At 65.0% G+C, this 26446-nt stretch carries 28 protein-coding genes; 11 read left to right on the top strand and 17 right to left on the bottom strand.

The features are described 5' to 3' along the window. Window positions 1-94: 94 nt before the first annotated feature. Window positions 95-448 (top strand): type II toxin-antitoxin system PemK/MazF family toxin, encoded by a 354-nt coding sequence (locus tag XI09_RS31220; RefSeq protein ID WP_271570320.1) that lies wholly within the window; start codon window positions 95-97, stop codon window positions 446-448. 132 nt (window positions 449-580) lie between these two features. Here XI09_RS31220 and XI09_RS31215 read toward each other — a convergent pair whose 3' ends face one another. Then, complete coding sequence (locus XI09_RS31215) at window positions 581-1912, bottom strand: MFS transporter (protein ID WP_271570264.1); 1332 nt, start codon at window positions 1910-1912, stop codon at window positions 581-583. A gap of 80 nt (window positions 1913-1992) precedes the next feature. Between XI09_RS31215 and XI09_RS31210 the strand changes: the two genes are divergently transcribed. Next, complete coding sequence (locus XI09_RS31210) at window positions 1993-2469, top strand: ribosomal maturation YjgA family protein (RefSeq protein ID WP_271570319.1); 477 nt, start codon at window positions 1993-1995, stop codon at window positions 2467-2469. Here the strand turns inward: XI09_RS31210 and XI09_RS31205 are convergent. Next, the gene (locus tag XI09_RS31205) at window positions 2435-3469 is read right to left on the bottom strand and encodes a LacI family DNA-binding transcriptional regulator (protein WP_271570263.1); all 1035 of its coding nucleotides are present in this window, start codon (window positions 3467-3469) and stop codon (window positions 2435-2437) included. The two genes, XI09_RS31210 and XI09_RS31205, sit on opposite strands and share 35 nt — an antisense overlap. Window positions 3470-3691: 222 nt before the next feature. Between XI09_RS31205 and XI09_RS31200 the strand changes: the two genes are divergently transcribed. Next, window positions 3692-4630: an NAD(P)-dependent oxidoreductase gene (locus XI09_RS31200; protein WP_271570262.1), complete on the top strand. Its 939-nt coding sequence runs from the start codon at window positions 3692-3694 to the stop codon at window positions 4628-4630. Window positions 4631-4648: 18 nt separating this feature from the next. Here XI09_RS31200 and XI09_RS31195 read toward each other — a convergent pair whose 3' ends face one another. The 3 genes from XI09_RS31195 to XI09_RS31185 all read right to left on the bottom strand — a co-directional run bounded on the left by XI09_RS31195 (window position 4649) and on the right by XI09_RS31185 (window position 6552). Then, window positions 4649-5815: a winged helix-turn-helix domain-containing protein gene (locus XI09_RS31195; RefSeq protein ID WP_271570261.1), complete on the bottom strand. Its 1167-nt coding sequence runs from the start codon at window positions 5813-5815 to the stop codon at window positions 4649-4651. A 115-nt stretch (window positions 5816-5930) separates the two neighbouring features. Beyond that, window positions 5931-6185, bottom strand: coding sequence for a hypothetical protein (locus XI09_RS31190; protein WP_271570260.1), 255 nt, complete (start codon window positions 6183-6185; stop codon window positions 5931-5933). A 121-nt stretch (window positions 6186-6306) separates the two neighbouring features. Continuing rightward, complete coding sequence (locus tag XI09_RS31185) at window positions 6307-6552, bottom strand: hypothetical protein (RefSeq protein WP_060912949.1); 246 nt, start codon at window positions 6550-6552, stop codon at window positions 6307-6309. A gap of 555 nt (window positions 6553-7107) precedes the next feature. Here XI09_RS31185 and XI09_RS31180 point away from each other — a divergent pair. Then, the gene (locus XI09_RS31180) at window positions 7108-7749 is read left to right on the top strand and encodes an OmpA family protein (protein ID WP_092187786.1); all 642 of its coding nucleotides are present in this window, start codon (window positions 7108-7110) and stop codon (window positions 7747-7749) included. 171 nt (window positions 7750-7920) lie between these two features. On the opposite strand, the gene XI09_RS31175 is transcribed toward XI09_RS31180, so the two are convergent. Both XI09_RS31175 and XI09_RS31170 read right to left on the bottom strand, forming a co-directional pair. After that, window positions 7921-9870 carry a hybrid sensor histidine kinase/response regulator gene (locus tag XI09_RS31175; RefSeq protein WP_271570259.1) on the bottom strand — a complete coding sequence of 650 codons (1950 nt, stop codon included), beginning with the start codon at window positions 9868-9870 and terminating at the stop codon, window positions 7921-7923. Between the two features lie 92 nt (window positions 9871-9962). Then, window positions 9963-11225, bottom strand: coding sequence for a phospholipid carrier-dependent glycosyltransferase (locus tag XI09_RS31170; RefSeq protein ID WP_271570258.1), 1263 nt, complete (start codon window positions 11223-11225; stop codon window positions 9963-9965). Between the two features lie 218 nt (window positions 11226-11443). On the opposite strand from XI09_RS31170, the gene XI09_RS31165 reads away from it, so the two are divergent. Both XI09_RS31165 and XI09_RS31160 read left to right on the top strand, forming a co-directional pair. Continuing rightward, window positions 11444-12145 (top strand): FecR family protein, encoded by a 702-nt coding sequence (locus XI09_RS31165; protein ID WP_271570257.1) that lies wholly within the window; start codon window positions 11444-11446, stop codon window positions 12143-12145. A 2-nt stretch (window positions 12146-12147) separates the two neighbouring features. After that, window positions 12148-13257, top strand: a complete 1110-nt coding sequence (locus tag XI09_RS31160; RefSeq protein WP_271570256.1) for a hypothetical protein — start codon at window positions 12148-12150, stop codon at window positions 13255-13257. A 161-nt stretch (window positions 13258-13418) separates the two neighbouring features. Here XI09_RS31160 and XI09_RS31155 read toward each other — a convergent pair whose 3' ends face one another. The 3 genes from XI09_RS31155 to XI09_RS31145 form a co-directional block, all read right to left on the bottom strand. After that, a complete protein-coding gene (locus tag XI09_RS31155; RefSeq protein WP_271570255.1) occupies window positions 13419-13907 on the bottom strand; it encodes a VOC family protein in 489 nt (162 codons plus the stop codon). A 43-nt stretch (window positions 13908-13950) separates the two neighbouring features. Continuing rightward, complete coding sequence (locus tag XI09_RS31150) at window positions 13951-14379, bottom strand: VOC family protein (protein WP_271570254.1); 429 nt, start codon at window positions 14377-14379, stop codon at window positions 13951-13953. 131 nt (window positions 14380-14510) lie between these two features. Then, window positions 14511-15023, bottom strand: coding sequence for a cupin domain-containing protein (locus XI09_RS31145; RefSeq protein ID WP_011085194.1), 513 nt, complete (start codon window positions 15021-15023; stop codon window positions 14511-14513). Between the two features lie 127 nt (window positions 15024-15150). Between XI09_RS31145 and XI09_RS31140 the strand changes: the two genes are divergently transcribed. After that, a complete protein-coding gene (locus tag XI09_RS31140; protein ID WP_271570253.1) occupies window positions 15151-15369 on the top strand; it encodes a CsbD family protein in 219 nt (72 codons plus the stop codon). A gap of 198 nt (window positions 15370-15567) precedes the next feature. Here XI09_RS31140 and XI09_RS31135 read toward each other — a convergent pair whose 3' ends face one another. Then, on the bottom strand, window positions 15568-16032 hold the full coding sequence (locus tag XI09_RS31135) for an FKBP-type peptidyl-prolyl cis-trans isomerase (protein WP_018645311.1): 465 nt from the start codon (window positions 16030-16032) through the stop codon (window positions 15568-15570). 85 nt (window positions 16033-16117) lie between these two features. Further along, window positions 16118-17704 (bottom strand): gamma-glutamyltransferase, encoded by a 1587-nt coding sequence (gene ggt, locus XI09_RS31130; protein ID WP_271570252.1) that lies wholly within the window; start codon window positions 17702-17704, stop codon window positions 16118-16120. 199 nt (window positions 17705-17903) lie between these two features. On the opposite strand from ggt, the gene trhO reads away from it, so the two are divergent. Together trhO and XI09_RS31120 are read left to right on the top strand one after the other, a co-directional pair. Then, entirely contained in the window at window positions 17904-18671 is a 768-nt protein-coding gene (gene trhO / locus XI09_RS31125) for an oxygen-dependent tRNA uridine(34) hydroxylase TrhO (protein ID WP_271570251.1), read from the top strand. Then, the gene (locus tag XI09_RS31120; protein WP_092187796.1) at window positions 18661-18879 is read left to right on the top strand and encodes a SlyX family protein; all 219 of its coding nucleotides are present in this window, start codon (window positions 18661-18663) and stop codon (window positions 18877-18879) included. The genes trhO and XI09_RS31120 overlap by 11 nt, the downstream gene beginning before the upstream one ends. A 28-nt stretch (window positions 18880-18907) precedes the next feature. On the opposite strand, the gene XI09_RS31115 is transcribed toward XI09_RS31120, so the two are convergent. Together XI09_RS31115 and XI09_RS31110 are read right to left on the bottom strand one after the other, a co-directional pair. Further along, on the bottom strand, window positions 18908-20812 hold the full coding sequence (locus XI09_RS31115) for a sensor domain-containing diguanylate cyclase (RefSeq protein WP_271570250.1): 1905 nt from the start codon (window positions 20810-20812) through the stop codon (window positions 18908-18910). Window positions 20813-20985: 173 nt separating this feature from the next. Continuing rightward, on the bottom strand, window positions 20986-21195 hold the full coding sequence (locus XI09_RS31110; RefSeq protein WP_271570249.1) for a hypothetical protein: 210 nt from the start codon (window positions 21193-21195) through the stop codon (window positions 20986-20988). A gap of 106 nt (window positions 21196-21301) precedes the next feature. Between XI09_RS31110 and hemE the strand changes: the two genes are divergently transcribed. Beyond that, window positions 21302-22336, top strand: a complete 1035-nt coding sequence (hemE, locus tag XI09_RS31105) for a uroporphyrinogen decarboxylase (protein WP_271570248.1) — start codon at window positions 21302-21304, stop codon at window positions 22334-22336. Window positions 22337-22524: 188 nt separating this feature from the next. Here hemE and hemC read toward each other — a convergent pair whose 3' ends face one another. From hemC to XI09_RS31090, 3 genes are all read right to left on the bottom strand, one after another. Beyond that, window positions 22525-23505 carry a hydroxymethylbilane synthase gene (gene hemC, locus XI09_RS31100; protein ID WP_271570247.1) on the bottom strand — a complete coding sequence of 327 codons (981 nt, stop codon included), beginning with the start codon at window positions 23503-23505 and terminating at the stop codon, window positions 22525-22527. A 95-nt stretch (window positions 23506-23600) separates the two neighbouring features. After that, a complete protein-coding gene (locus XI09_RS31095; protein WP_271570246.1) occupies window positions 23601-25226 on the bottom strand; it encodes a GMC family oxidoreductase in 1626 nt (541 codons plus the stop codon). A 55-nt stretch (window positions 25227-25281) separates the two neighbouring features. Beyond that, the gene (locus XI09_RS31090; protein WP_271570245.1) at window positions 25282-25872 is read right to left on the bottom strand and encodes a TetR/AcrR family transcriptional regulator; all 591 of its coding nucleotides are present in this window, start codon (window positions 25870-25872) and stop codon (window positions 25282-25284) included. Window positions 25873-25972: 100 nt separating this feature from the next. On the opposite strand from XI09_RS31090, the gene XI09_RS31085 reads away from it, so the two are divergent. After that, window positions 25973-26338: a nuclear transport factor 2 family protein gene (locus tag XI09_RS31085; RefSeq protein WP_271570244.1), complete on the top strand. Its 366-nt coding sequence runs from the start codon at window positions 25973-25975 to the stop codon at window positions 26336-26338. Window positions 26339-26446 lie beyond the last annotated feature (108 nt).

The raw sequence follows: 26446 nt of genomic DNA, 5'->3' as shown, positions 1-26446 counted from the left end.
AGGCTTTGGCCCAAACTCGCTCCCACTAAAACCCGTCCGCGCGCGGACGGAGGTCCAGCAACTGAGCATGCCCAGCATGGCGGTCCATCAACCAATGAAGAGAGGCGAAGTTTGGACAGCAGCAGGCGCAAAGGACTACGCAGGGAAACCGCGTCCGGTCATCATCGTGCAGGACGACGATTTTGACGCAACGGAATCGATCACGGTTTGCCCAATAACAACATACGAAACTGAGGCACCACTATTCAGGTTGCAGGTCGAACCGAACGATCGCAACGGCCTCCGAGTGGCATGCCGCCTAATGGTCGACAAGATCACCACGGTACCGAAATCCAAGATCGGTACACTGATCGGGCGGCTGGACGATGAGGATCTCTTGCGCCTCAATCGCGCCCTGCTGGTGTTTCTCGGGCTGGCCGGTTCACAAAAAGCCCGCGGCGCAGATTAGTGACCCAAGCGCCGCGGCAGCGTCGTCCTTCCGGGACGGTCCGGAGGGCCACCTCGGAATGGCACGCATCATCCGGATGCAAAACTTTTGGTGGGCACGCTGCGCTTTGCCCACCCTACAAGGCTCTCCCGACTACCGCGCCTGCCCGGCGAACTCGTGCTTGCTGTCGTGGCCGCCGACAAACACCAGGATGCCGGCGATGAGGGGCAGCACCGCGAGCACGAGCAGGCCGGTCGAGGTCTGCCCGGTGGCTTCCTTGACCCAGCCGATCAAATATGGGCCGCCGAAGCCGGCGAGGTTGCCGATCGAGTTGATCAGGGCGATGGCGCCGGCCGCGGCCGTGCCGGACAGCCAGGCGGTCGGCAGGGTCCAGAACACACCAAAACAGCAGAACACGCCGATCGCGGCCACCGTCAGCACCGCCATCGTCATGGTGGGATCGGTGAGATAGGAGGAGACGCCGAGCGCGACCGCGGTGAGCAGCAGCGGCGCGCCGACATGCATCACGCGCTCGCGCGTGGCATCGGAGTGCCGTGCCCACAGGATCATCGCGATGGTGCCGAACAGATACGGGATCGCGGTGACGAAGCCGGTCTGAGCATTGGTGAGACCGAACGCCTTCACGATCTGCGGCAGCCAGAATTGCATGCCGTAGAGCGCGCCGACGAAGCCGAAATAGATCAGGCTGAGCGCGATCACCCTCGGCGAGGACAGCGCTTCGCCGAGCGACAGATGCTTCACCGCCTGCTTGGCGGCGATTTCGGAATCGAGCTTCGCCTTGAGCCAGGCCTTCTGCTCGGCCGAGAGCCAATCCGCCTTCTCCGGCCTGTCGGTGAGATAGAACCAGGTGACGATGCCGAGCAGCACGGAAGGAATGCCTTCGATGATGAAGAGCCACTGCCAGCCCTTCAGGCCCATCATGCCATCGAGCCCGAGCAGCAGGCCCGAGACCGGCGCCCCGATCACGGTCGAGACCGGGACGGCGATGGCGAAGGCCGCAAGGAAGCGGGCGCGATATTCGGCCGGATACCAATAGGTGAGATAGAGGATGATGCCGGGGAAGAAGCCGGCTTCGGCGACACCGAGCAGGAAGCGCAGGACGTAGAAGCTCGTCACGCCGCTGACCATCGCCATCAGCGCCGAGATGATGCCCCACGTCACCATGATGCGGGCGATCCAGCGGCTGGCGCCGAACTTTTCCAGCGCCAGATTGCTCGGCACCTCGAAGATGAAATAGCCGATGAAGAAGATGCCGGCGCCCCAGGAGAAGATCAGTGGCGTGAACTTCAGCTCCGCATTCATGGTCAACGCGGCGAAGCCGAGATTGACGCGGTCGAGATAGGAGAAGAAGTAGGCCAGCACCAGGAACGGGATCAGGCGCCAGGAGATGGCACGGATGGTCGAGGTCTCGACTTCCGTCCTGGCTGCGCCGACGGAACCGGCAAAGGTCGTGGTCTGGCTCATGACTTCCCCCCAGGGTTGTTGCTTTTATGGGCTGATCCGGGGTTTTGAGCATCGCCGCGAAAGAGTCAATGGAGCAAGCAATGCATGGGGCGCAGCCGGCCAAACCCATTGCGCCGCTTCGGACATCCCTGGTCCGGGCCGGGCTGGCGCTGGTCGTGATCGTCTGCGGCCTCTCCCTGCGCTGGTACGGCTTTCCGCTCGCCCTTCCCGCCTTCGTCGTGAAGTACGGCGGCTCGCTGTTGTGGGCCACGATGGTGTTCTTGCTGGTTGGGGTTTTGCTGCCGAGGCTGTCGCGGATGCAGCTTGCGGCCATCGCGATGGTGATCGCGGTCGTCGTGGAATTCTCCCGGCTGGTGCAGGTGCCGTGGCTCGATGCGTTCCGGCTGACCACCGCCGGCGCGCTGCTGCTCAGTCGCATCTTCTCGCTGTGGAATCTGGTCGCCTACGCGATCGGGATCGTCGTCGGCATCTGGCTCGACAGCCGCGTCGCGAGAAACCGGATCCAGCCCCAGCCAAACACGCTCAATTCGCAACAGGCCGCGCCGACCCGCGAATGATCAACTCCGTCGGCACGGTGAGACCACGGCCCCGCTCGATCTCATCGCCGCGCATCCGCTCCAGCAGCATGGTCGCGGCATGGCGGCCCATCGCCGCCAGATCCCACGCAATCGCCGTGATGGGCGGCGTGTGCAATTCGGCGAGATCCGAATCGCTGCCGGCCACCACCGAAATCCCGTCCCCGACCGCGATGCCCATCGTCCGCAGCGCTCTCAGGCAACCGCCGAGCATGTCCATCGCCGCGACGAAGAGCGCCGTCGGAGGATCGGCAAGGCTCATCAGCGACGCCGTCGCCCGATAGGCCTCTTCACTCGAGAGCACATCGTCGCGCAGCAGCCTCGGATCCGGCATGACGCCCGCCGCCGCATAGGCCTCACGAAGTCCCTCGAGGCGGCTGCGCGACGGGAAGGCCTTGGTGTCGCCGACAAGCATGGCGATTCGCCGGTGCCCAAGGCCGATCAGATGGCTCGTCGCAAGACGCGCGCCCCGGCGATGATCGGCTGTGACGCGATCCAGTGCCTCGATACGATCCCGGTCGATGAGCAGGACCGGCATCGGCGCCTCCGACAGCGCTTCGCGCACGTCGCGATGCTGCTCATCGCTCAGCGTCATCATCACGCCATCCACCCGGCGCCTGCGGAAAGCGCTCAACAGGGCGATCTCGACTTCGGGACGATTGGTCGTGCTCGCCAGCAGCAAGGTGTATCCGGCCTCACGCAGGACCGCTTCGGCCTCCTTGATGAACAGCGCGAAGCGCGGGATATCGAAATCACGAATGGCGCAGGCGACGAGCCGCGACCGGCCCGCGCGCATGCTCTGCGCCGTGACGTCGACCTCATAGCCGAGATGCGCCATGGCCCTTTCGACGCGCTCGCGCAGCTCCCTGGTCACCGCAGGATGATCGTTGAGCACACGAGATACCGTGCCGACCGCGACGCCAGCCTCCCGGGCGACGTCCCTGACCTTCACGGTTTGCGATCGGCGAGTCTGTGATGGCATAAGATTATATGAACCGGTTCACGGCCTCTGGCAAGGTCGCTCGATCGGGAATTGCCTTGTAATTAGACAATCTGCTTAGCAACTGCTTCCGGCGATCACCCCCGCAAATGAACCGGTTCATTGACTCCAGCGTCGAACTCGCCACAATGGGCGGCGGTGAAAAGTCGCGCGAGGAGACCTCACCCTCCCTCGGACCGGTCGGAGACAGGAGATAGCTCAGCCATGCAGCAGCCCAAGATCGCCTTCGTTGGATTTGGCGAGGCCGCGCAATGCTTCGCAAAGCATCTGGCGACCCAGACCCGAGCGCGGGTCGTCGCATTCTGTCAGGGCAAGACGAACGCGCCGCCCTACTCTCAGGCTTTTCGCGCGGTGGCGGCCGATTGTGGCGTCACGCTCGCCGATCGGCTCGAGGACCTCACGGACGCGGACGTGATCTTTTCCGCCGTCGTCGTTGCCGTCGCGGCTGAGACGGGTGAGGCCATTTCGAAGCTCGTCCGTCCCGGCTGTCTCGTGGTGGACATCAACGCTGCGACCCCGCGAACCAAGAAGCGTGTCGCCGAAGCCGTCGAGGCGCGCGGCGGCCTGTTCGCGGACGCGAACCTGATGGGCTCCGTCGATCTCTATGGTGCTGCGGTCACGCTCTACACGTCCGGCAGCGGTGCCGAGCGCTTCGCGGAAATCTTCAGACCACTCGGCTTTCGCATCGAGGTGGCGGGTCCCGAAGCCGGAACCGCAGCGGCCGTGAAAATGCTGCGGAGCGTAGTGACGAAAGGCATGGAGGCGCTGCTGGTCGAAGCTCTGACCGCCGCAACGCTTGCCGGCGTACGCGATGAAACCATGCGCGGGATCTGCACGTCGATGGATGCCACCACGTTCAGCAAGTTCCTGGACATGTGCGTCCGCTCCGACGTCCTGCATGCCGAGCGCCGTGCGGTGGAGATGGATGGTGCGGCGGCGGGCCTGCGGGAACTGGGCTTCGACCCCGTGATGACCACCGCCACGACCAAGCGCTTGAGAGTCTCCGCGCGACTGGGGCTACGGGACGAATTCGCGCGACGTTCGGGCTATTCCGCCGACGAGGTGCTGGACCGGTATGCGCACGTGCTGTCCGGTCCTGGAGGCGAGCCACGAGACTCGCACGAACTCGGAGAGAGGCCCTAGACAGGGGATTGATGACGCTCACTCCGCGAGCTGAAACCGTTCGAAGCGATCGAGCTCTTCCTCGATCACACGCTTGAGCTCCTTGCGCCCCGCAGTCTTCCTCCCCTCCCCGACCCACGTCCATTTCTGCATCAGGAGCTTCCTGGCCTGCCGGTCGGTCTTGAGATCGAGCGCGGCGACGATCTCGTCGCCGACCAGCACCGGCAGCGCGAAATAGCCGAGCTTGCGCTTGGCCTTCGGCACATAGGCCTCGAACAGATGGTTGTAGCCGAAGATGAGGTTGGTGCGCTTGCGCTGAATGATCAGGGGGTCGAACGGCGAAAGGATGTGGACGAGATCGGGCGGTGGCCCCTCGCCGCCGGCCTCCAGCACCGCCGGCGCCGCCCAATGCTCCTGCCTGCCGGCGCCGTCAATCGCGACAGGGACGAGTTCGCCGCGACGCACGCGCGCGGCGATCAGGCGCGCGACTGCCTTCTTGCTCGGCGCGTCGAGATGGCAGACCGAATCGAGACTCACCACGCCCTGCGACCGCAGCGCGCGATCGAGCAGATAGGCCGTGATGTCCTTTGCCGATGCCGGTTTCGGCGACTTGTCCCAGCCGAAATGGCGCGTCATCAGCTCGTAGGTCTTGAGCATGCCCTGGCGCTCGCTGATGGTCACGGCGCCGGTGTAGAAGGCAAGCTGCAACGCGCGCTTCGAGGGTTTGCGGCTCTGCCACAGATGCTCCTTCTCGGTGAGCACGTCATCCTCGATGTCGCGGATCGTCAGCGGCCCGGCGCGCACCAGCCGCATCACCTTGCGCGTATCGGCCGGCTTCACCGAGGCGAACCATCTGTGCCCTTCGCGCCGGTGCTCGCGCATCGCCGGCAGGAAGAAGCGGAAATCGTTCGAGGGGATGTAGGACAGCGCATGGGTCCAGTATTCGAACACGCTTCTGTCGACGCTCTGGGCCTGGCGCAGATCGGCGCGGCGGTAGGACGGAATGCGGCTGAACAGGATGTGGTGATGGCAGCGCTCGATGACGTTGATGGTGTCGATCTGCACGTAGCCGAGATGAGCGGTCGCGTCCGCGACGGCCTGCGCACCCTCGCCGAATGGGGTGCGCTCATCCAGCCGCTGGGCGTGCAGCCAGATCTGCCGGGCCTGTGTGGTGGTGAGTGGGAGTGGTTTGGGCGCGCGTGACATTGCAGGACGCAATGTAGCGGGATTCGCGCCGGGAGAAAGAAGCGGACCAGGAACAACAAAAGAAAATGCCGCGCTGCCATCTGCTGACAGCGCGGCCGTTTGACATGGCCGACGCCTACTTCGCCATCATGGCCTTCTGCGACTTCATGTAGTGCATGCAGGCGCTCTTCATCTTGCCATTGCTCATGTCCGTGTTGGCCATGGCCATTTCCTTGTTCGACGCCATCTTGGCCGGCGTGTCGGGCGTGCCGCCCATCATGGCGGTGGACTTCATCATGTTGTCCTTGGTGCACGCCATCATCGCGGCCGATGCGGGGGACAGGGAAAAAGTGAACGCGACAAAGGCTGCGGTCGTGAGCAAGATCTTCATGGAAAAGTCTCCTGCGTAAAACGAAACCGGCGTCATGCCGGCCCTCGCAATTACGCATTCTCTCGCGCAGACGTTTCGCGGAGAAGACAATTTTCTTGCTGCGCTGCGAAGACGAGGGGCCTCAACGGCCGTCTTTCGGCGCTCTGGGCCGATCGCTGAGGCTCCCGGTGGCGATATCGGGCTCGCACGAGGCCTTGCCGCGCCCCTCCGCCTGGCAGCGATAGACGCTGCCGGTGAGACGGTCGACCAGCCACATGTTCTCGTCGTTCGGCCCGTCGAGGCCGACATAGCGGGAGGTCAGGCCCGTGATCAGGGTCGACAGCAGGATCGCCACCGCGATCATCGCCGCGCCGATATAGATGGGCATGGAGCTCAGGGACACAGTCCGATCCGGCGGGCCACTGCGGTAGGATTGATAATCACTCGGCCTCGGCACTGGATGGAACTCGGCTCCCCTTCGTCTGCGGTTGGTGGCGAACAAACCTGCTAGGCGTGCATCTGGCCGATTTCTTGTTCGCGAGCGGGCCCTGTGGAGACGGCTTTGCGACCATCGGTGTGCACAGGTTTCCGCGAGCGAACCGGGCCTCACGGGCAGCCCCCGCTCCGGCATGAGGCTGGACTTTCGTTGCCAAGCCCGGACTAGGCCCGGCCGCACTTCACCAATGTGATCTGGATCACGCCAGGATTTCGGCGTCTCGAACCCGCACGGAAGCAGAGGCGACAATTGCTGTTCACCTCGTCGCGCCCGTCCTCGGCGCGGAGCACTGGCTGCCTGATCTCACACCCGAACCGCCGTAAAACGCGCTAGGATAACCACGGAAGCGGCTGTTTCCAACGTGACGAGGATCACATCAGGGCTTTTGAACCTGCCCTACGCTCGCAGCATCAAATCGCCATCAGGCGTAACAGCGAGGATACGACAATGACCCGTTTTGATAAGTTTTTTGGACTGAAGGCGATTACTCTCACGGCCGCGCTGTCGATGACGGCGGGCCTGGCACTGGCCGGCGACAACAACGTCTCTTCCGACAAGATCCTGGATGCGTTGAAGCCGAAGCCGGTGACGCGCGGCCTCTCCGCCGGTCCGCAGGCCGATCCGGCGGTGCAGGCCAAGGAAACGACGTTCCTGAACACCGTGCGCAACCGCTCGACCCGGTCGCTCTCGACCGGCGAGCGCGAGCAGATCGCCGAGTTAGCTGCGACCAAGCCGAAGATCGATCTGGAGATCCAGTTCGACTACAACTCGGCCGACATCGCCAAGACGTCGGTGCCGTCGGTGCAGGCGCTCGGCAAGGCGCTCTCCGACCCGGCGCTGAAGGGCTCGACCTTCGTGGTCGCCGGACACACCGATGCGATCGGCGGCGAAGAGTACAATCAAGGGCTCTCCGAACGTCGGGCCGACACCATCAAGAAGTACCTGGTGCAGAACTACGGCCTCAACGGCACCGATCTCGTCACCGTCGGCTACGGCAAGACCAAGCTGAAGGATACCGCCAACGGCGCCGACCCGATCAACCGCCGCGTCCAGGTCGTCAACATGGACACCAAGACCGCGTCGAAATGATCTGGCGCATGATCCGGACCCGGAGGGCCGCGCTAGCGCAAAGTGCGCAGCGGTTTTCCGAAAAGATCATGCTCAAACAATGATCTAAAGCGCGATGACGATTCATCGCAATCTCATCGCGCTTTAGTGCCGACCCACCGCCTGCCGTCCGTGCGGCAGGCGGACCGCGGCTCAGACCGGCACCGCTGCGGCGAGTGCCTCCCGCACCAAGCGCGCAAGCTCCGCCTTGCGGTAAGGCTTTTCAAGGATCAGGGCGCCCTGCCGCAGGTGGCCGTTCGCCGCCAGCGTTTCGAGGGCGTAACCCGACGTCAGCAGCACGCGCAGCTCGGGCCTTGCGTTGCGCGCGAGCCCCGCGAGCTCCCAGCCATTCACGCCCCCGGGCATCACGACATCGGTGAACAGCAGGTCGATATGCGGCGCCACGCCGAGCGTCTGCAACGCCTCCTTGCCGTCGACCGCGGAGATCACCTTGTAGCCCAGGCTCTCCAGGCTCATGACCGCATAGGAGCGGACGAACGGATCGTCCTCGACCACCAGCACGGTTTCGGAGCCGCTCTGCACCGCCTCCTTCTCGACCGCCAGCGGCGCGTTCTGCGTCTTCGCCAGCACGGCCGGAAGATAGATCCGCACGGTCGTCCCGAGGCCCGGCTCGCTGTAGATTGTGACATGGCCGTTGGATTGCTTGACGAAGCCGTAGACCATGCTGAGCCCGAGCCCACTGCCCTTGCCGACCTCCTTGGTGGTGAAGAAGGGCTCGAACGCCCGTTCCAGCACCCGCTTGGGCATGCCGCAACCGGTGTCGGTCACGGCGATCACGATATACTCGCCCGGCCCGACGTCGGGATGCGCGTTGTGATCGCCCGCATCGAGCGATGCGTTCGCCGTCGAGATGGTCAGGCGCCCGCCTGATGCCATCGCGTCCTGGGCGTTGAGCGCGAGGTTGAGGATCGCCGATTCGAGCTGCACCGGATCGGCGAAGGCCTGCCGGAGCGCGGGATCGGAATGCGTGGAGATCTCGATATCCTCGCGAAGGGTCCGCCGCAGCAGCTTGTGCATGGACTCGACGAGCCTGCTGCATTCGGTCTCCACCGGCCGCAGCAGCTGCTTGCGGCTGAAGGCGAGCAGGCGCTGCGTCAGCTCCGCGCCGCGCTCGCCGGCGCTGCAGATGTCGTCGGCGAGCCGCTTCAAGTCACCGCGCGCCACCAACTGCTCGGCCAGATGTTCGGCGTTGCCGACGATCACGGTGAGGAGATTGTTGAAATCGTGAGCGATGCCGCCGGAGAGCTGCCCGACAGCCTCCATCTTCTGCGCCTGCATCAGCTGGGCCTCGGTGCGCTTGCGATCAGTCAGGTCATGGATCATGCCGACGAAGATGGACGAGCCGTCCTGCTTGGCCTCGCCGACCGAAAGATCCATCGGGAAGGTCGAGCCGTCCTTGCGCCGGCCCACCACCTCGCGGCCGATGCCGATGATCTTCTTCTCGCCAGTGGCGACGAAGTTGCGAATATAACCATCATGCCCGGAGCGGTAGGGCTCCGGCATCAACATCCGAACGTTCTCTCCGAGGACCTCGTCGGCGTGATATTTGAAAAGGCTCTCGCAGGCCGGATTGAACTTCAGGATGATGCCGTCGGAATCGATCAGGATCACGCCATCGACGGCGGTATCGACGACCGCGCGCAGCCGCGCCGCGCTCTCGCGCAGCTCCCGCTCGACCCGCTCGCGCCCGGTGAGGTCGTGAACGATGCCGACGAAGATCGACTCTTCCCCGGCCCGCTTGGTCTCGCCGACCGAGAGATGCATCAGGAAGGTCGAGCCGTCCTTGCGCTGACCCACCACCTCGCGGCCGATACCGATGATCTTGCGGTCGCCGGTCGTGTGATAATTGTGCAGGTATCCGTCATGAGCGTCGCTGTAGGACGAGGGCATCAAGACCTTGACGTTCCGGCCTATCACCTCGTCCGCGGGATAGCCGAACAGGCCTTCGCAGGCCGGATTGAACATCAGGATAGAGCCGCGGGCGTCGATCAGGATCACGCCGTCGACCGCGGTGTCGACGACGGCGCGCAGCCAGTCGGCGTTGGATTGATCCGGTCTGGCGATGCGCTCCTCCGTTCCCACCTGCCTCTCCGATTCCGAAGATGGCGGCCACTCCACACGCACTGATTGATTCAGGCAAGAGAATTCTACCGGCCTATGCACGCAAGCGGGCACTAGATCCAGCTCTGGAACAGCATCAGCCGGTTGAAGCCCTGCATCGACGTTCCGATGAAGGCCGCGGAGATCGGCAGCATGATCGCAAAGCCGATCGCGGCGAGGCCGACATAGGCCCACAGCAGCCAGCGCGGCAGGCCTTTCCGGCACAGCACATAGACCAGCGCAAGCGACGCCGCGGTCGCGGCCGGCAGATAGTAGTAGATGAAACCCAGCGTGCGCGGCAGCAGCGCCCAGGCGAGCCAGGGGCCGAAATAGAACGCCGCGATCAGGAACGCATCCCAGCGCCGCGCGACGACGACGTCGCGCAGCACGATCGCGAGCGCGGCCAGCGCCGGCCACAGCACCAGCGGGTTGCCGAGGAAGACGATCGCCGACACGCTGTCCTCCGCCGTCTTGTCGAACAGGAACCACACCGGGCGGGCGAGCAGCGGCCAGGATGGCCACGAGCTCATGTAAGTGTGGCCGGCGATCGCGGTGGTGGTGTTGTCGGCGAAGATCCGGCGCTGCGCCTCGATCAGATCGGGCAGCGACAATCCATAGAGCGGAACGAAAGCGGCAAGATATGTCATCGCCGGCAGCACGGCGAAGCAGAACGCGACGTGCGGTGCCCTGAAGTCAGGCCAGAGGTCGGGCCGATACCAATCGTCCGGCTTCGCGTCGGCGAACAGCGTGCGCCAGCCCTGCATCAGGCGGATCACCGCGACGATGACGATGCAGATGCCGAGCGGAAACAGGCCGCTCCATTTGCAGGCCGCAGCACAGCCGAACAGACAGCCTGCCACCGCGAACAGCGCGTGCGGCCGCTCCCTGCGAAAGCCATGCATGAAGGCGGCGGTCGCGAGCAGTCCGAAGCCGAGCGCAAAAATGTCGAGCATCGCGATGCGCGCCTGCACGTAGAGCATCTGGTTGAAGGCCGCGATCAGCGCCGCGGCGATCGCGGGCCCTTGCGCAGCGAACAGCGCGAGGCCGCACAGATAGATCGCGACGATCGCGAGCGCGCCGAACAGGGTCGCCGGATAGCGCCAGCCGAGCGCGTTGTCGCCGAACGTCGCAATCGATGCGGCGATCAGCTCCTTGGCCAGCGGCGGATGCATCGGATTGAGCATCGGTTGCGCCATCACGGGCGCCAGCATCTGTCGCGCGGCCGGCACATAGTGCACCTCGTCGAAGACGAATTTCTCCGGCGTGGTGAGACCGATCAGCAGCGCCAGATGCGCCATCAGGAAAATTGCGACAGCAATCACTGCGCTCCGCGACATCTTCGGAACCGCAGGCAATTCGAGCTGCCGTTGTGGGGATGGTTTGCGTGGCAAATCTGCTTCACCGCGGAGAAAATATGGATGGCGCTTTTCATTGAACGCATTCCGCCGCAACTGTCACTAAGCATAACGCACGACCCGCGCCGCTTGTGATAATTCCGCCACATCGCAAGCGCGCGCGATCCGGTACGATCAGGGACACATCGATCGGTTGCGAAATGAATTTACGTTTCTGGCTTTTCCCCGTTCTGTTGTCGGCCATCGTGTGCGCGGCGCCTTGCGCGCAGGCGCAGACGCGCGTCGGCGAAGCCGTCGTGATCCAGAACGAGGTGGTGCGCGTGGCCGCGACCACCACGCCGATCAACGTCGGCGACAGCATGCTGCGCGACGAGACCGTGCGCACCGGCGCCGACAGCGCGGCGCGCTTCGTCATGGCCGACAGCACCAATCTGTCGCTTGGTCCCAGCGCCACGCTGAAGCTCGACCGCACCGTCTTCAACGACGAGCACAGCTATCGCGACGTCGCGATCCGCATGACGACCGGCGCATTCCGCTTCGTCACCGGACATTCCGAGAAGGCCGCCTACAAGATCACGACGCCGCTCGCGACCATCGGCGTGCGCGGCACCACGCTCGACATCCTCTCGCAGCGCGGCCGCTCCGTCGTCGTGCTCCAGGACGGCGCGGCCAGCGTCTGCACGCTGAGCTTCCAGTGCGTGCAGCTGACCCAGCCCGGCGACACCGCAATCATCACCTCGACCGGCGGCAAGGTCAGCATCACCAAGACCAACACGCCGCCCTGGACCTTCGCCGCCAACTGCGCCGCAAGCGCCGGGCTGTGCGCGGTCAACCAATATGCCGACGCTTCGCCGACTATCACGCCCGCCGTCAATGACGACGGCATGCTGTGCGGGCGCTGACGATGACGAAATTCAACGTCCGAGTCCTCGCCCTCACCGGTTTGCTGACGCTCGCCGCTGTGCTTGTGATGGCCGCCTCCGATATTCGTCCGGCAGCGGCCCAGGCGAATTGTGAAGAGTGTTACGAACCCACGCCCTCGCCGAGCCCCTATCCGTCGCCCTCCCCGAGCCCTGATCCGTCACCATCACCGTATCCGTCACCGAGCCCGACACCGACCGGCGCGGATTCCAGCGGCAATTCGATCGGCGGCCTCGCGGACCAGCGCTTCAACCAGATGATCACCAACCGGGTGCTCGGCACGGTGCTGCTCGGCGTCAACGAGCAGGTCAATTGCAGCGACTGCGTCAGCGCGTTCGGCTCGGCCGGCTCGTTCTCGGCCGGCATCCACGGCCGCAAGGAGCTGACCAACAATCTGTCGCTGCTCGCCGGCATCGCCTACACGCAATACGGCGAGGGCGGCTACAACATCACCAGCGCGCCGATCGGCGCCTTCGCGCTGCGCTACGATTTCACCGACTGGGGCTCGTCGCGCCCGTTCTTCGACGTCGGCACGATCCTGACGCCGTGGGAGAAGGCGCGCTACACGCGCAGCTACAACACCAGCCTCGGCCCGGTGAGCGTCACGGGCTCGACCAACGCCTCCAACTACGCCGTCTACGGCCGCGCCGGCTGGATGAGCCGCGTCTCGCCGCGCGACGAGGTCGCCGCCTCGATCGAGGTCTGGCAGCTCTGGCAGCGCGTGTCCGGCTATTCGGACAGCGCGGCGGCGTTCAACCCGTTCGACGCCAGCATTGCGACCGGCACCGACCGCACCAGCCTGGTCAAGATCGGCGGCCAGTGGACGCATCTCTATGGCAGCAACATCGAGGCCAACATCAACGGCGGCTGGGTGCAGTCGTTCGCCAGCCATAGTGGCATCGTCGCCACCGTGACCGGCGACGGCACGGTGGTGCCGACCATGGGCAACCAGGGCTGGTTCGAATATGGCGGCCGCCTCGGCTTCCGCGTGCAGAAGGGCTGGATCGTGGACGTGTTCGCGAACGGCACGCTCGGCCCGCAGCCGGTCGGCAACACCATCCACGGCGGCGTGGGGCTAAGGATCAATTACTAGTGGCGGCGTGGTGCGCGCAGCCCAACCTCCGCCGTCATGTCCCGCGAAGGCGGGGCATCCAGTACGCCGCGGCTTCACCGTATCATCGCACTATCTCGGAATACTGGATCGCCCGGTCAAGCCGGGCGATGACAGTGAGTATGTGGCGCGGGTATGCGCCTTCACGCCGCCGACTTGCCCTCGAACGCGCGCCGCAGCACCTCGACGTCGAGCTTCACCATCTTCATCATGGCCTGCATCGCGCGCGCGGCCGCAGCTCGGTCCGGGCTCGACAGGAATTCGAACATCACTTTCGGCACCACCTGCCAGGCCACGCCCCAGCGATCCCTGAGCCAGCCGCACTGCTCTTCCTTGCCGCCATGGGCCAGAAACGCATTCCAGAAGCTGTCGACCTGGGCCTGATCGTCGCAATGGATCATCAGCGAGAGTGCGTGGGTGTACTCCATCTTCATGCCGCCGTTGAGCGCGACCAGAGGCTGCCCGGCCACCGTGAACTCGACGACGAGCACGGAGCCTTCCTTGCCGGAGGGATTGTCCGAAACGTTGCGCTGGACGTGCGTGATCTTCGAAGTCGGCACGAGCGAGACGTAGAACTTCGCGGCTTCCTCGGCATCGCCGTTGAACCACATGCAGGGCACGACCTTTGACATCGTGAATGCTCCTCTTCAGCTCTTCGATCTTGTCGGGTTTCGATCAGGCGTTCGCCATGGCGGGCTGCGCGGCGAAGGCTGCCATGTCCAGCCAGTTCACACCCCACATATGGCCATCCGGATCCTCGAAGCTGCGGCCGTACATGAAGCTGAATTCCTCCTTCGGGCTGGGATCGGCCACCCCGCCCGCGACCTCGGCCCTGCCGACGATGGCGTCGACTTCGTCGCGGCTGTCGGCCGACAGGCAGAGCAGCACCTGGTTCGAGGTCTTCGCATCCGCGATCGGCTTGGGTGTGAACTGGCGGAACTTGTCGTGGGTCAGGAGCATGGCGAAAATGCTCTCGGAGAAGACCATGCAGCTCGCCGTATCGTCGCAGAACTGCGGGTTCCTGACCGCGCCCACCGCCTCATAAAAGGCCGTGGCGCGCTTGAGGTCGGTCACCGGCAGGTTGACGAAGATCATCTTGGGCATCGGAAGCTCCTTGGGCGGGGTTCTGCCCAAGGACGGACGGCCAGACGGCCATCCGACACGGCTTCCGGATATTTTTTTCAGGCCCGCCTGCCGTGGTTCTGTCGCACAGAACCGGCAGGCTCGGGCCGGCCTTACTTCTTCTCGTTCGGGTCCCGGTGCACCGGATCGATCCACAGCACCGTCTCGGGCTTTTCGACCGGCTCGATGTCGAGATTGATCGCTACCGCCTCGCCGTCGCTGCGCACCAGCACGCATTCCAGCACCTCGTCGGGGCTGGCGTTGATCTCCTGGTGCGGCACGTAAGGCGGAACGAAGATGAAATCGCCGGGGCCGGCCTCCGCGGTGAATTGCAGGCTCTCGCCCCAGCGCATCCGCGCCTTGCCCTTCACCACATAGATGACGCTTTCGAGATGGCCGTGGTGATGCGCGCCGGTCTTGGCATCCGGCTTGATGCTGACGGTGCCCGCCCACAATTTCTGCGCGCCGACGCGTGCGAAGTTGATGGCGGCCGCGCGATCCATGCCAGCCGTCGACGGCACGTTCGTATCGAGCTGGTTGCCGGGAATGACGCGCACGCCGTCATGTTTCCAGCGATCGTCATGATCGTGTGCATGGTGGGAATGCGTGTGGTCATGGCCCGTCATGATCTTGCTTTCTGTTGGTTCCGTGCGCGGCAAACTAACCCAAAGGCGCGTCGGCAAGCCATACCAAAATCGGAACCCTCATAGTCAGCCGGCGTTGTCATCGCGAGCAAACGGGAAGGAGAGTTTCATGGGTAGCACGGCCGACAAGATCAAAGGCAACGCCAACGAGGCGATCGGCAAGGCCAAGCAGGGCATCGGCGAAGCCACCGGCTCCGACCGCCTGAAGGGCGAAGGCGCAGTCCAGGAGGTGAAGGGCAAGGGCCAGCAGGCGATGGGCGATGCCAAGGATTCCGCGAAGGAAGCGATCGATCGCGCCGCGGCTGCGGCAAGGCGCGCGGCAGAGTGACGCGCAGCAGACCGAAAGCGAAAAGACCGGCCGCAGGGCCGGTCTTTTTGTTTGTACTCACCTCTGTCCGTCATGGCCGGGCTTGTCCCGGCCATCCACGTCTTGGCCACGCGAAAGAAAGAACGTGGATGCCCGGGACATCTAGCGCGAAGACGCGCTTCGCGCTTCTGCCCGGGCATGACGATGTGGGACGTAGCGTCACTTCACCGCAAGCAATTCCACGTCGAACATCAGCGTCGCGTTCGGCGGAATCACGCCACCGGCGCCGCGCGCGCCGTAGCCGAGCTGCGGCGGAATGATCAGCGTGCGCTTGCCGCCGACCTTCATCGAGGCGACACCCTCGTCCCAGCCGGCGATCACACGGCCCTTGCCGATCGGAAACTCGAACGGCTCCTTGCGATCGACCGAGGAGTCGAATTTCTTGCCCTTCTGGCCGTTCTCATAGAGCCAGCCAGTATAGTGCATCACGCAGATCTGGCCGGGCTGCGGCGAGGCGCCGGTGCCGACGGCGGTGTCGATGATTTGCAAGCCTGAAGCTGTGGTCATGGTCTTTCCTGCGGTCTGGGCCGAGGCCGTGGTGGAAACGAAATCGGACACGCTGGCGATCACGGTGATCGCGAGTGCCGACATGATGGCGAGGAGCACGCGCTGGAAACGCTGCATAAGACACCTTCCGTTTGAGGCGGGAGGTGTCTAGCGCAACGCGGGTGCGGTTTCCAGCCGTAACGTTTGCAGCTCTGGGCTTCGCTCAGTAGCCGAGCGCGCAGCCGTCCTTGCGCGGATCGGAACCGCCGGTGAGCGTGCCCTTCTCCCAGTCGATCCAGATCGCCTGGGCGCCGCCGAGCGGGCCGACCACGCTGGTGGTCTTGTGCCCGAGCTTCTTCAGGCCTTCGACGATGTCAGCCGGCACGCTGTCCTCGAGCTGGTACTGGCCCTCGTAGTGCAGGCCGCGCGGCATGTCGATCGCCTCCTGCACGTCGCAGCCATAGTCGAGGATGTTGGTCAGGAGGTGGGTCTGGCCGGTCGGCTGGTACTGGCCGCCCATCACCGCAAACGACATCGTGGAACGGCCGCCCTTGGTGAGCAGGCCCGGCATGATCGTGTGCAGCGGGCGCTTGCCGCCCTCGATGCAGTTCGGATGGCCCGGCTGGATGCGGAAGCCACCGGCGCGGTTCTGGAACAAGACGCCGGTCTTGTTCGAGACGATCGCCGAGCCGAAGGAATGCGCGACCGAATTGATGAACGAGCAGACGTTGCGGTCCTTGTCCACCACCGTGATGTAGATGGTCGAGGGGTTCATCGGCGGCGCGACGTTCGGCAGGTCGAGCATGCCGTCCATGCGGATCTTGCTGATGTACTCGTCGGCAAAGCCCTTTTCGAGCATCTCTGCGACGTTGATCCTCATGTGCTCGGGAGAGGCGACATGCATCTCGCGGTTCATGTAGGCGATGCGGGCGGCTTCGGCTTCGAGATGGAAGCGCTCGACGCTGAGCGGCGCATACTTGGTCAGGTCGAAGCGCGACAGGATGTTAAGCATCAGCAGCGCGGTGACGCCCGGTCCGTTCGGCGGGCACTGCCAGACGTCGTAGCCCTTGTACGTCGTGCCGATCGGCGTCGTCACTTCGGTGGTGTGCGCGGCGAAATCGTCGAGCGTGTGCAGGCCGCCGATGCCGCGCAGGGTCTCGACCATGTCTTCCGCGACCGGTCCCTTGTAGAAGGCGTCGCGGCCGTCCTTGGCGATCGCGCGCAGCGTCTTGCCGAGCTCGGCCTGGCGGATGACGTCGCCGGCCACCGGCGGCTTGCCGCCCGGCAACAGGTAACGCACGGTGTTGGTGCCACCCTTCAGCTTCTCGAACTGGTTCTTCCAGTCGAACGCGATGCGCGGGGCGACGACGTAGCCCTCTTCGGCGGCCTTGATCGCGGGCTGGAGCAGGCGGTCGAAGCCGAACTTGCCGTGATTGCGCAGCACGGTCGCGAAGGCGTCGATGACGCCGGGGATCGAGACCGCGTGCGCCGAGGTCAGCGGCACGGACGTCATCTTGCGCTCGAGATACCAGTCGGCATTCGCCGCCTTCGGCGCCCGGCCGGAGCCGTTATAGGCGATGATCTTGCCTTCCCCGCGCGGCTGGATCAGCGCGAAGCAGTCGCCGCCGATGCCGGTCGATTGCGGCTCGATCACGCCGAGCACGGCCGAGCCGGCCACCGCCGCGTCCACCGCCGTGCCGCCCTCGCGCAGCACCTCGATCGCGGCCAGCGAGGCCTGCGGATGCGAGGTCGCCACCATCGCGTTGGTGGCGTGAACCGTGGACCGGCCGGGGAAATGGAAGTTTCTCATGCGAATTCTTGCTCTCTTGGACGTCTGGCGCGGACCGCGCGCCAGCTCGGAAAAACCGGGCCTACATGACACATTCCGGCCGGCCGGGGCAATGCTGGCATGCCAGCGAAATGGCTGCCATCCGCTGGGCGTATAGACCTTTTGCAAGCTCCGGCCATGCGGGTTTTCTGGGCGGCGGCCGCCTGCTAAACGAGCCACCATGGTCACCAAGGTCGCCGCCTTCTACCAATTCGCCGCCCTGCCCGATTACCGCGAGCTGCGCGAGCCGCTGCGCGCGTTCTGCGCTGGTCTGGCGCTGAAGGGCAGCGTGCTGCTGGCGCAGGAGGGCATCAACGGCACGGTTGCGGGAGCGCCGGAGGCGATCGATGCCCTTGCCCATGAGCTCGCGCACGGCGCCCTGTTCGGCGGCCGACTGGACAATCTCGAACTGAAATTCTCGACCGCGGCGGCGATGCCGTTCGGCCGGCTCAAGGTGCGGCTGAAGAAGGAGATCGTCACGCTCGGGGACGCGGCTGCCGATCCGACGCGGCAGGTCGGCACCTATGTCGATGCCGCCGCCTGGAACGCGCTGATCGCGGCGCCGGACACGCTGGTGCTGGACACCCGCAACGTCTTCGAGGTGGCGATGGGCACGTTCGAGGGCGCGGTCGATCCCGGTATCAAGAGCTTTGGCCAGTTCACGGATTTTGCCGCGGAACAGCTCGATCCGGTAAGACACCGCAGGATCGCGATGTTCTGCACCGGAGGCATCCGCTGCGAGAAGGCGAGCGCGCACCTGCTCGCGCGCGGCTTTGCCGAGGTCTATCACCTCAAGGGCGGCATCCTGAAATATCTGGAAGAAGTGCCGGAGGCGCAGAGCCGCTGGCGCGGCGAATGCTTCGTGTTCGACGAGCGCGTCGCGCTCGGCCATGGTTTGCAGGAACTCGGCCTGCGGGAACGGGACAAGGACGCGACACGTGACGAATGAGATCAAGACGCTGAGCGAACGCATCGACACGCTGGAGACGCGCCTGGCCTATCAGGACGACACGATCGAGACGCTGAACCAGACCATCACCGCGCAGTGGAAGCAGATCGACGCGCTGACCCGGCAGATCGCGCAGCTCAATGAGCGGCTGCAGGAGGCCGAGACGAATGCGCCGGGCCCCGCCAACGAGCGCCCGCCGCATTATTGAGCTCGATGGCTCTCGCGCTGGACGGCCTTTACTGACCGGACGCTTTGGGCAGCAGGTTCATGACCTCGCCCGACATCATCAGGCGATCACGGCCCTTATCCTTGGCGGCGTAGAGCGCACGGTCGGCGGCCTCGACGAGCGAAGCGAACCCTGCGGTGCGCTCGAACGCCGGCCGGCAGGTCGCGCCGCCAAGCGAGACGGTCACAGATGCCGAAATCGGGCTCGAGGCGTGGACGAGGCCCGCCTGGTGAATGGCCTCGCGGATCCGCTCGCCGATCCGGGCGCAGCCGGCCGCATCGGTATTGGGGAGCAGCATGGCGAATTCCTCGCCGCCGTAGCGCGCCGCCAGATCGCCGGCGCGGTTCATCTCGGCCGCGAGGATCTTTGCGACCACGCGCAGGCAGGCATCGCCCGCCGGATGGCCGTATTCGTCGTTGTAGGCCTTGAAATGGTCGACGTCGATCATGAGCAAGGCGAGACTGGAGCGATCGCGATAGGCGCGCGCCCATTCCTCGTTCAACCGTTCGTCGAAGCAGCGGCGGTTGGCAAGCCCGGTGAGGCTGTCCTCGGTCGCGAGCGTCTCGAGCCTGGTTTCCAGAGTCTTCTGCTCGGTGATGTCGCGCGAGATCGCGACTACGCCGTCGACGTTGCCGTTGTCCTTGCGTGTCACCCGCATGGTCGATTCGAGCCAGACTTCGCCCTTCTGATGGTGCGAGTTGCGATAGGTGACGCGCGCCTCATCCTTCTCGCCGCGCTTCATGGCATCGACGAGGGCCTGGACCTGCGGCAGGTCGTCGGCATGAATGCCCGCGAGTGCGGGCGTTCCGATCAGCTGGTTGGCCCGCCAGCCGACGACGCGGACCGAGGAGGGAGAGACGTAGCGCAGCCGCTCGTCGAGCCCGATACGAGTCACCATGTCGCTGGAGCCTTCGGCGAGCAGGCGGAAATGGGCTTCCTTCTCGATCAGGGCCGCGGCCATGCGCTGGCCCCGCTGCAACTGCCGCACCAGCACCGCGCCGATGATCGCGATCAGCATGACCAGCGCGAGGACATAGAGCATGCGGGAAATTGCAGCGGCGCGCCAGGGCGCCAGCAGTTGGTCCTTGTCGACGGTGGCGAGCAGGAAGAACGGATAGCGGCCAGAGCGCTTGAAGAAGCTGACGCGTTCGACGCCGTCCAGCGGCGACTTGAAGTGATAGGCGCCGCCCGGCCGCTGCAGGTTCGGGCTGCGAAACAGCGGCTTGTCGGCGACGCTGCGTCCGACGAATTTCTCGTTGCTCGGGTAGCGCGCGACGATCAGGCCGTCGCCATGTGTCAGCGCCACGGAGCTGTTGCGGCCGATCTCGAACTGCTCGTAGAAATGCGACAGATATCCGGAGCTGATGGTCGCGAGCACCACGCCGCCAAAGCTGCCGTCCGGCTTGTTGAAGCGGCGCGACAGGGTGATGACCCATTCGCCATCGAGCAGGCTCTTCACGGGACGGCCGAGATGAGCCTCTCGTTTCGGGGAGAGCTGATGATGGCGGAAGAACGCGTCGTCGCTGAGCGTCGAGCCGATCGTGCCGGGCGAGGTCAGCCAGTTGCCCTGGTCGTCGATGATGGCGAAGCTGTGCACGCGCTCCGTCGCCTTCTGGCGCACCTCCATGAGGTTTCTGAGCTTGGCGATCGTGGCGGGGTCGGTGCCGTCCATCTCCAGCCGGCTGACGACGCCGACGACGCCGGAATCGAGCAGATCGAGGCTGTCCTCGGCATGCTGCGTCAGCGAGCGCGCAACGTTCGCCATCTCGGTCTCGGCGCCCTTGAGCACCGCGTCGCGCGCGGCCCATTCACGCCAGGCGCTGACGCCGAGGATGGTCGCGCAGGTCAGCACGACAAACGCCGCCGCGCGTAGCGGCAGGCGGCTCCATCCGGTTCTTTGGGTAGCAGCGCTCATGCGGCAGAATTCTCCGATCGTTTCGGAAACTCTGCTGCTTCTGTTATTGAACTCTGAAATAACTGCCGAAATACACCGCGATACCTGCGCTTTCCCGTAGTCCTACGGACGCAAGCATCAGCGCATCGCTAACAGGGTATTAGCGAACCTATCGGAATCCGGCTCCCCTTCCGCTAGCTGAAGATGGCCTTAACCTTGTCCCAGAGCGAGGGACTGTCAGCGTCCGCATCGGCCTTCGAGGGTGTCGGCTGGGCGGCGCTCACGGGATCGGACGCCGGGAAGCTGTCCTTGAGCCCGGTGTCGAGCTTGGCATCGGCGGCGAGCGCCTCATGCAGATCGTCGGCGTGCTTGTCGTGCGGCGCGGGATTGAATGACTCGGCCATGATCTCCTCCATTGGTTGGTCAACGCGGCCCAATTGCGCTTGTTCCCCTGTTCCGCTGGAGGCCGCGGCGGTGTATCAGGAGCCGTAACCTTGCTCAGGACCATTCGTGCCCCAGTCTGCGACAAAGCCTTTCATCGACGTGCTCTCCGGCCAGCGCCAAGCCATCCCGCCGATGTGGATGATGCGCCAGGCCGGCCGCTACCTGCCGGAATATCGCGAGGTGCGGGCCAAGGCCGGCGGCTTTCTCGATCTCTGCTTCAACCCGGAACTTGCGGCCGAGGTCACGCTGCAACCGATCCGGAGATTCGGCTTCGACGCGGCGATCATCTTCTCGGACATTCTGGTGATCCCCTACGCGCTCGGCCGCTCCGTGCGCTTCGAGGTCGGCGAAGGTCCGCGGCTCGAGCCGCTGGATGATCCCGCGAAGGTCGGAACGCTTGCCCCGCGCGCCGACTTCGGCAAGCTCGCGCCGGTGTTCGAGGCACTGAAGATCGTGCGCGGCGCGCTCGATCCCAAGACCGCGCTGATCGGCTTCTGCGGCGCGCCGTGGACGGTGGCGACCTACATGGTCGCGGGCCACGGCACGCCCGACCAGGCCCCGGCGCGGATGATGGCCTACCGGTATCCGGACGCGTTCGCGAAGATCATCGACGTGCTGGTCGAGAACTCGATCGAATATCTGCTGGCGCAACTCGCAGCCGGCGCCAATGCCTTGCAGATCTTCGACACCTGGGCCGGCGTGCTGCCGCCCGCCGAGTTCGCGCGCTGGTCGGCCGAGCCGACGCGGCGCATCGTCGAGGGCGTACGCGCGAAGGTACCGGACGCGAAGATCATCGGCTTTCCCCGCGGCGCCGGCGCGCAGCTGCCTGGTTACGTCGAGGCGACCGGCGTCAACGCCGTCAGCATCGACTGGACCGCGGAGCCGTCCTTCATCCGCGAGCGCGTGCAATCACGCGTCGCGGTGCAGGGCAATCTCGATCCGCTGGTGCTGATCACTGGTGGCGCCGCACTCGACCGCGCGGTCGACAACGTGCTGGCCAATTTCGCGCAAGGGCGGCTGATCTTCAATCTCGGCCACGGCATCCAGCCGGAAACGCCGATCGCCCATGTCGAGCAGATGCTGAAGCGGGTGCGGGGGTAACTCGTCCCGCCCTCGAAGGGGCGGAAACAAAAAACGCGAAAACAACCCCATGCACAGTACATGCACAGTACAAATTATTGAAGAATTTCGGTCGGCATGATTCTGAGCCCTGCCGCGGTCACGTTTGACACGTCGGGCAAAACAGGCGCAGAATCATATGATCGCACCGATGAGTGTTTTGCAGCAGGCTAGCGCGGCCGGCTGCGCTCGATGATCTCGGCAGCGCCCTTCGTCAGCAGATCGAGACCCACCGCACGGCCGAGCTCACGCGGGCGGTTGGCGGGGCCTGTGCGCGAGGCTTCGATGATGGTGTTGCCGGAGAGGTCGAGCACGGACGCGGTGAGCGACATCTGACCGCCTGCGATGGTCGAGAAGCCCGCGACAGGCGAATTGCAGTGGCCGTTCAGCACCCACAGCACCTCGCGTTCGGCATCGGCAGAGGCGTGCGCAGAGGGATCGTCGATCGACGACAGGATCTGCCGCGTCTGCCAGTCCTGCGCCGCGCATTCGACCGCGACGATGCCCTGCCCCGCCGCGGGCAGCATCTCCGCCGCAGTAAACTCGTAGGCGATGCGGTCGGCGAGACCGACGCGGTCGAGGCCGGAGCGCGCCATGATCAGCGCATCGGCAGGCCCCACCGCGCCGCCATCCGGCAGGCGCTGCTTTTCGCCGTTGTCGAGCTTGCGCACGCGCGTGTCGGCAGCGCCGCGGAAGTGGATGACCTCGACGTCAGGAAACAGCCGCCGCGCATAGGCCGCACGACGTACCGCGTTGGTGCCGATCTTGAACCCCTTGCCGCGCGACTGGCGCAGCGCCGCCAGCGTCACACCGTCGCGCAGCACCAGCGCGTCATTGGGCGGATCGCGCGACAGCGTGGCGCCGATGACGAGGCCGGGCGTGTCCTCGTTGCCCGGCATGTCCTTCAGCGAATGCATCGCCGCCTGGAGTTCACCCGACAGCACCGCGGCGCGGATCTGCGCCACGAAGGCGCCGCCCTTGCCGCCATGCGGCAACAGCTTGCTGGTCTGGTCGAGATCGCCCGTGGTGTCGAACTTGACGATCTCGACGTCGAGACCGGGCACGGCGGCGGTCAGGCGGCGCGCGATCTCTTCCGTCTGTGCCAGCGCCATCGCGCTCTTGCGCGTGCCGATCTTGAGTCGAGTAGCCAAGTCCTGGTCCTTTCACTGCGCGGGTTTTTTGAGCATGATCTGGAAAACCGGTTCCCACTTTGCGCTAACGCGGCCCTCCGGGTCCAGATCATGCTCTACCGCGCATCCTCCAATATCATGTCGGAGGCCTTTTCGGCGATCATGATGATCGGCGCGTTGGTGTTCCCCGACACGAGATCCGGCATGATCGAGCCGTCGACGACGCGAAGGCCTTCGAGCCCCCTCACCTTCAGCCGCTGATCCACCACCGCGAGCGCGTCATTGCCCATACGACAGGTCGAGGTCGGATGGTAGATGGTGCTGCCGCGCTCGCGGCAGAAATCCAGCAGCTCCGCATCCGTGGATACCTTCGTGCCGGGATCGACCTCGCCCACGACGAACGGCTTCAGCGCCGGCGCGTTCAGGATCTTGCGGAGGATCTTCAGGGCCTCGACGTTGGTGGTGCGATCGGTCTCGGTGGACATGTAGTTGATGCGGATCTCCGGCGGCACGGTCGGATCGGCGCTTCGGATCCGCAAGGACCCGCGGCTTTCGGGACGGAGCTGGCACACCGAGGCGGTGAAGCCGGAAAAGTCGTGCAGCTTCTCGCCCATCTTGTCGGTCGAGAACGGCAGGAAGTGGACCTGGATGTCGGGCGAGGCCAGCCGCGGGCTGGTCTTGAAGAACGCGCCCGCCGTGCCCGCCGCGATCGTCAGCCAGCCCTTCCGGAACAGCGCATAGCGCGCGCCGGCGAGCGTGCGGCGGAGCGGATGATTGACGGTGTCGTTGAGCGTGATCTTCTGCGAGCAGCGCATCACGATGCGGACCTGCATGTGGTCCTGGAGATCGTGGCCGACACCAGCTGCGTCCAGCACGACATCGATGCCGTGCTTGCGCAGCAGATCGGCAGGACCGACGCCGGAGAGCTGGAGCAGCTGCGGCGAATTGTAGGCGCCGCTCGACAGCACGATCTCCTTGCGTGCGCGGGCACGGCGCAGCTGCGCGCCTTGCCGGTATTCGACGCCGACGGCACGGCGCCCCTCGAACAGCACGCGCTGGCCGAGCGCCTCGGTCTCGATCTTGAGATTGCCGCGCGTCTTCGCCGGGCCGAGATAGGCGACCGACGTCGAGGCGCGGCGGCCGTTGCGCGTCGTGGTCTGGAACAAGCCGACGCCTTCCTGCGTGGCGCCGTTGAAATCAGGGTTGTAGGGCAGACCGGTCTCGACCGCAGCGTCGATGAAGGCCTTCGACAGCGGATCGGTCACGATCATGTTGGAGACCGGCAACGGGCCGCCGCTGCCGTGATATTGATCGGCGCCGCGCGACTGGTTCTCGGCCTTCTTGAAATAGGGCAGCACGTCGTCATAGCCCCAGCCGGTGTTGCCGAGCTGACGCCAGCGGTCATAGTCCTCGTGCTGACCGCGAACATAGAGCAGGCCGTTGATCGAGCTCGAGCCGCCCAGCGTCTTGCCGCGCGGCTGGAACACCTGGCGTCCCTTCAGCTCGGGTTCCGGCTCGGTCTGGTACATCCAGTTGACGGTCTTCTCCTTGAACAGTTTGCCGTAGCCGAGCGGCACGTGAATCCAGATGTTGGAATCCTTCGGGCCGGCCTCGAGCAGCAGCACGCTGTGCTTGCCGTTCGCGGACAGGCGGTTGGCGAGCACGCAGCCGGCGGAGCCGGCGCCGACGATGATGTAGTCGAATTCGGGATCGATTGGTCCAAGGGAGGAGTTTGCGGTCATGTCTTGCCAGTGTTCTTGTTGGTGTGGGCGTTTCCAGTTTCGTCACTTACCATGATCATGCGCGCAGACGCAGCGCCTCGACCAGCGACTTGAACGCACGGGCATATTCCGCGCCTGCCCTTGCGATATCGGCGCGTCCGGCGCAGGCGACCGCGGCCTCCGTGACCGCACCGAGCAGCAGCCGCGCCAGCGGCTCGACCGGCTGGCGCGCGATCAGGCCGGCCTCCATGGCGGCGGCGATCGCGCGCGGCAGCTTGCCGCCGAAATGCTCGGCATCGATCTCGCGCCAGCGCTCCCAGCCGAGCACGGCCGGGCCGTCGCGCAGGATGATCTGGCCGGTCGGTCCCTTGGCGGTCGCGGCAAAGTAATGCTGGGTGCCGGCGACCATCGCAGCGAGCACATCCTTCTCGGCCCGCGCGGTGCTGTCGATCTCGGCAACGAGATCGCGCGAGACCTGGTCGAACACGGCTTCGAACACCGCCTCCTTGGTCTTGAAGTGATGATAGACCGCACCCTTGGCGACGCCGGCGGCCTCCGCGATCTCGTCCATGGTGGTGGCGGCAAAGCCTTGCGTCCCGAACAGGCGGCGCGCCGCCGTCAGGATCGCCTCCGATGTCGCCGCCCTCCGCTCCGCCTGTTTCGCCATGAGGGTCGTCTAATCCAATTCGGCTGACACGGCCAGTTGACTTTTCGACTACCGGTCGGTATTTACCGACCATCAGTCGGTTTTAATCGTGAGGTGTGCCATGCCGAGTCGCGAGATCGTCGAAGCCTTTGCGAAGCGGCTGGAGGATGGGGACTTCGTCGGCGCGATCGAACATTTCTATGCGCCCGACGCCGCCACTTATGAAAACAACGCCGCGCCGACCGTCGGCCGGGAAAAACTGGCAGCGAAAGAGCGCGGCGTGCTGGCCGCGACCAAGGAGGTCAAGGCCGTGCGCATCGGGCCGAGCCTGATCGAGGGCGACACTGTCGCGACACGCTGGCGGTTCAGCTTCACCAGCGCGGAAGGCGTCATCCGAACGTTGGATGAGATCGCGTGGCAGACCTGGCGAGGCGACCAGCTGATCGAAGAACGGTTCTACTACGATCCGAAGCAATTGGGGCGGTGATACCCAGAGCACTGCTGTCATCGTCCGCCTTGTGCGCACTTGCGCACTGGGGCGGGCGATCCAGTATTCCAGAGACTGCGCAGCTAGAATCGAGAGGCCGCGGCGTAC

Source organism: Bradyrhizobium sp. CCBAU 11386 (genome assembly GCF_028128955.1).
Taxonomy (GTDB): Bacteria; Pseudomonadota; Alphaproteobacteria; order Rhizobiales; family Xanthobacteraceae; genus Bradyrhizobium.
This window is presented reverse-complemented; position numbering and strand designations above follow the sequence as displayed.

What these genes read in the sequence shown, in the direction of transcription:
- XI09_RS31220 (WP_271570320.1), top strand. Translation starts at nt 95, where the DNA reads ATGAAGAGAGGCGAAGTTTGGACAGCAGCAGGCGCAAAGGACTACGCA.
- XI09_RS31215 (WP_271570264.1), bottom strand. Translation starts at nt 1,912, where the DNA reads ATGAGCCAGACCACGACCTTTGCCGGTTCCGTCGGCGCAGCCAGGACG.
- XI09_RS31210 (WP_271570319.1), top strand. Translation starts at nt 1,993, where the DNA reads ATGCATGGGGCGCAGCCGGCCAAACCCATTGCGCCGCTTCGGACATCC.
- XI09_RS31205 (WP_271570263.1), bottom strand. Translation starts at nt 3,469, where the DNA reads ATGCCATCACAGACTCGCCGATCGCAAACCGTGAAGGTCAGGGACGTC.
- XI09_RS31200 (WP_271570262.1), top strand. Translation starts at nt 3,692, where the DNA reads ATGCAGCAGCCCAAGATCGCCTTCGTTGGATTTGGCGAGGCCGCGCAA.
- XI09_RS31195 (WP_271570261.1), bottom strand. Translation starts at nt 5,815, where the DNA reads ATGTCACGCGCGCCCAAACCACTCCCACTCACCACCACACAGGCCCGG.
- XI09_RS31190 (WP_271570260.1), bottom strand. Translation starts at nt 6,185, where the DNA reads ATGAAGATCTTGCTCACGACCGCAGCCTTTGTCGCGTTCACTTTTTCC.
- XI09_RS31185 (WP_060912949.1), bottom strand. Translation starts at nt 6,552, where the DNA reads ATGCCCATCTATATCGGCGCGGCGATGATCGCGGTGGCGATCCTGCTG.
- XI09_RS31180 (WP_092187786.1), top strand. Translation starts at nt 7,108, where the DNA reads ATGACCCGTTTTGATAAGTTTTTTGGACTGAAGGCGATTACTCTCACG.
- XI09_RS31170 (WP_271570258.1), bottom strand. Translation starts at nt 11,225, where the DNA reads ATGTCGCGGAGCGCAGTGATTGCTGTCGCAATTTTCCTGATGGCGCAT.
- XI09_RS31165 (WP_271570257.1), top strand. Translation starts at nt 11,444, where the DNA reads ATGAATTTACGTTTCTGGCTTTTCCCCGTTCTGTTGTCGGCCATCGTG.
- XI09_RS31160 (WP_271570256.1), top strand. Translation starts at nt 12,148, where the DNA reads ATGACGAAATTCAACGTCCGAGTCCTCGCCCTCACCGGTTTGCTGACG.
- XI09_RS31155 (WP_271570255.1), bottom strand. Translation starts at nt 13,907, where the DNA reads ATGTCAAAGGTCGTGCCCTGCATGTGGTTCAACGGCGATGCCGAGGAA.
- XI09_RS31150 (WP_271570254.1), bottom strand. Translation starts at nt 14,379, where the DNA reads ATGCCCAAGATGATCTTCGTCAACCTGCCGGTGACCGACCTCAAGCGC.
- XI09_RS31145 (WP_011085194.1), bottom strand. Translation starts at nt 15,023, where the DNA reads ATGACGGGCCATGACCACACGCATTCCCACCATGCACACGATCATGAC.
- XI09_RS31140 (WP_271570253.1), top strand. Translation starts at nt 15,151, where the DNA reads ATGGGTAGCACGGCCGACAAGATCAAAGGCAACGCCAACGAGGCGATC.
- XI09_RS31135 (WP_018645311.1), bottom strand. Translation starts at nt 16,032, where the DNA reads ATGCAGCGTTTCCAGCGCGTGCTCCTCGCCATCATGTCGGCACTCGCG.
- ggt (WP_271570252.1), bottom strand. Translation starts at nt 17,704, where the DNA reads ATGAGAAACTTCCATTTCCCCGGCCGGTCCACGGTTCACGCCACCAAC.
- trhO (WP_271570251.1), top strand. Translation starts at nt 17,904, where the DNA reads ATGGTCACCAAGGTCGCCGCCTTCTACCAATTCGCCGCCCTGCCCGAT.
- XI09_RS31115 (WP_271570250.1), bottom strand. Translation starts at nt 20,812, where the DNA reads ATGAGCGCTGCTACCCAAAGAACCGGATGGAGCCGCCTGCCGCTACGC.
- XI09_RS31110 (WP_271570249.1), bottom strand. Translation starts at nt 21,195, where the DNA reads ATGGCCGAGTCATTCAATCCCGCGCCGCACGACAAGCACGCCGACGAT.
- XI09_RS31095 (WP_271570246.1), bottom strand. Translation starts at nt 25,226, where the DNA reads ATGACCGCAAACTCCTCCCTTGGACCAATCGATCCCGAATTCGACTAC.
- XI09_RS31090 (WP_271570245.1), bottom strand. Translation starts at nt 25,872, where the DNA reads ATGGCGAAACAGGCGGAGCGGAGGGCGGCGACATCGGAGGCGATCCTG.
- XI09_RS31085 (WP_271570244.1), top strand. Translation starts at nt 25,973, where the DNA reads ATGCCGAGTCGCGAGATCGTCGAAGCCTTTGCGAAGCGGCTGGAGGAT.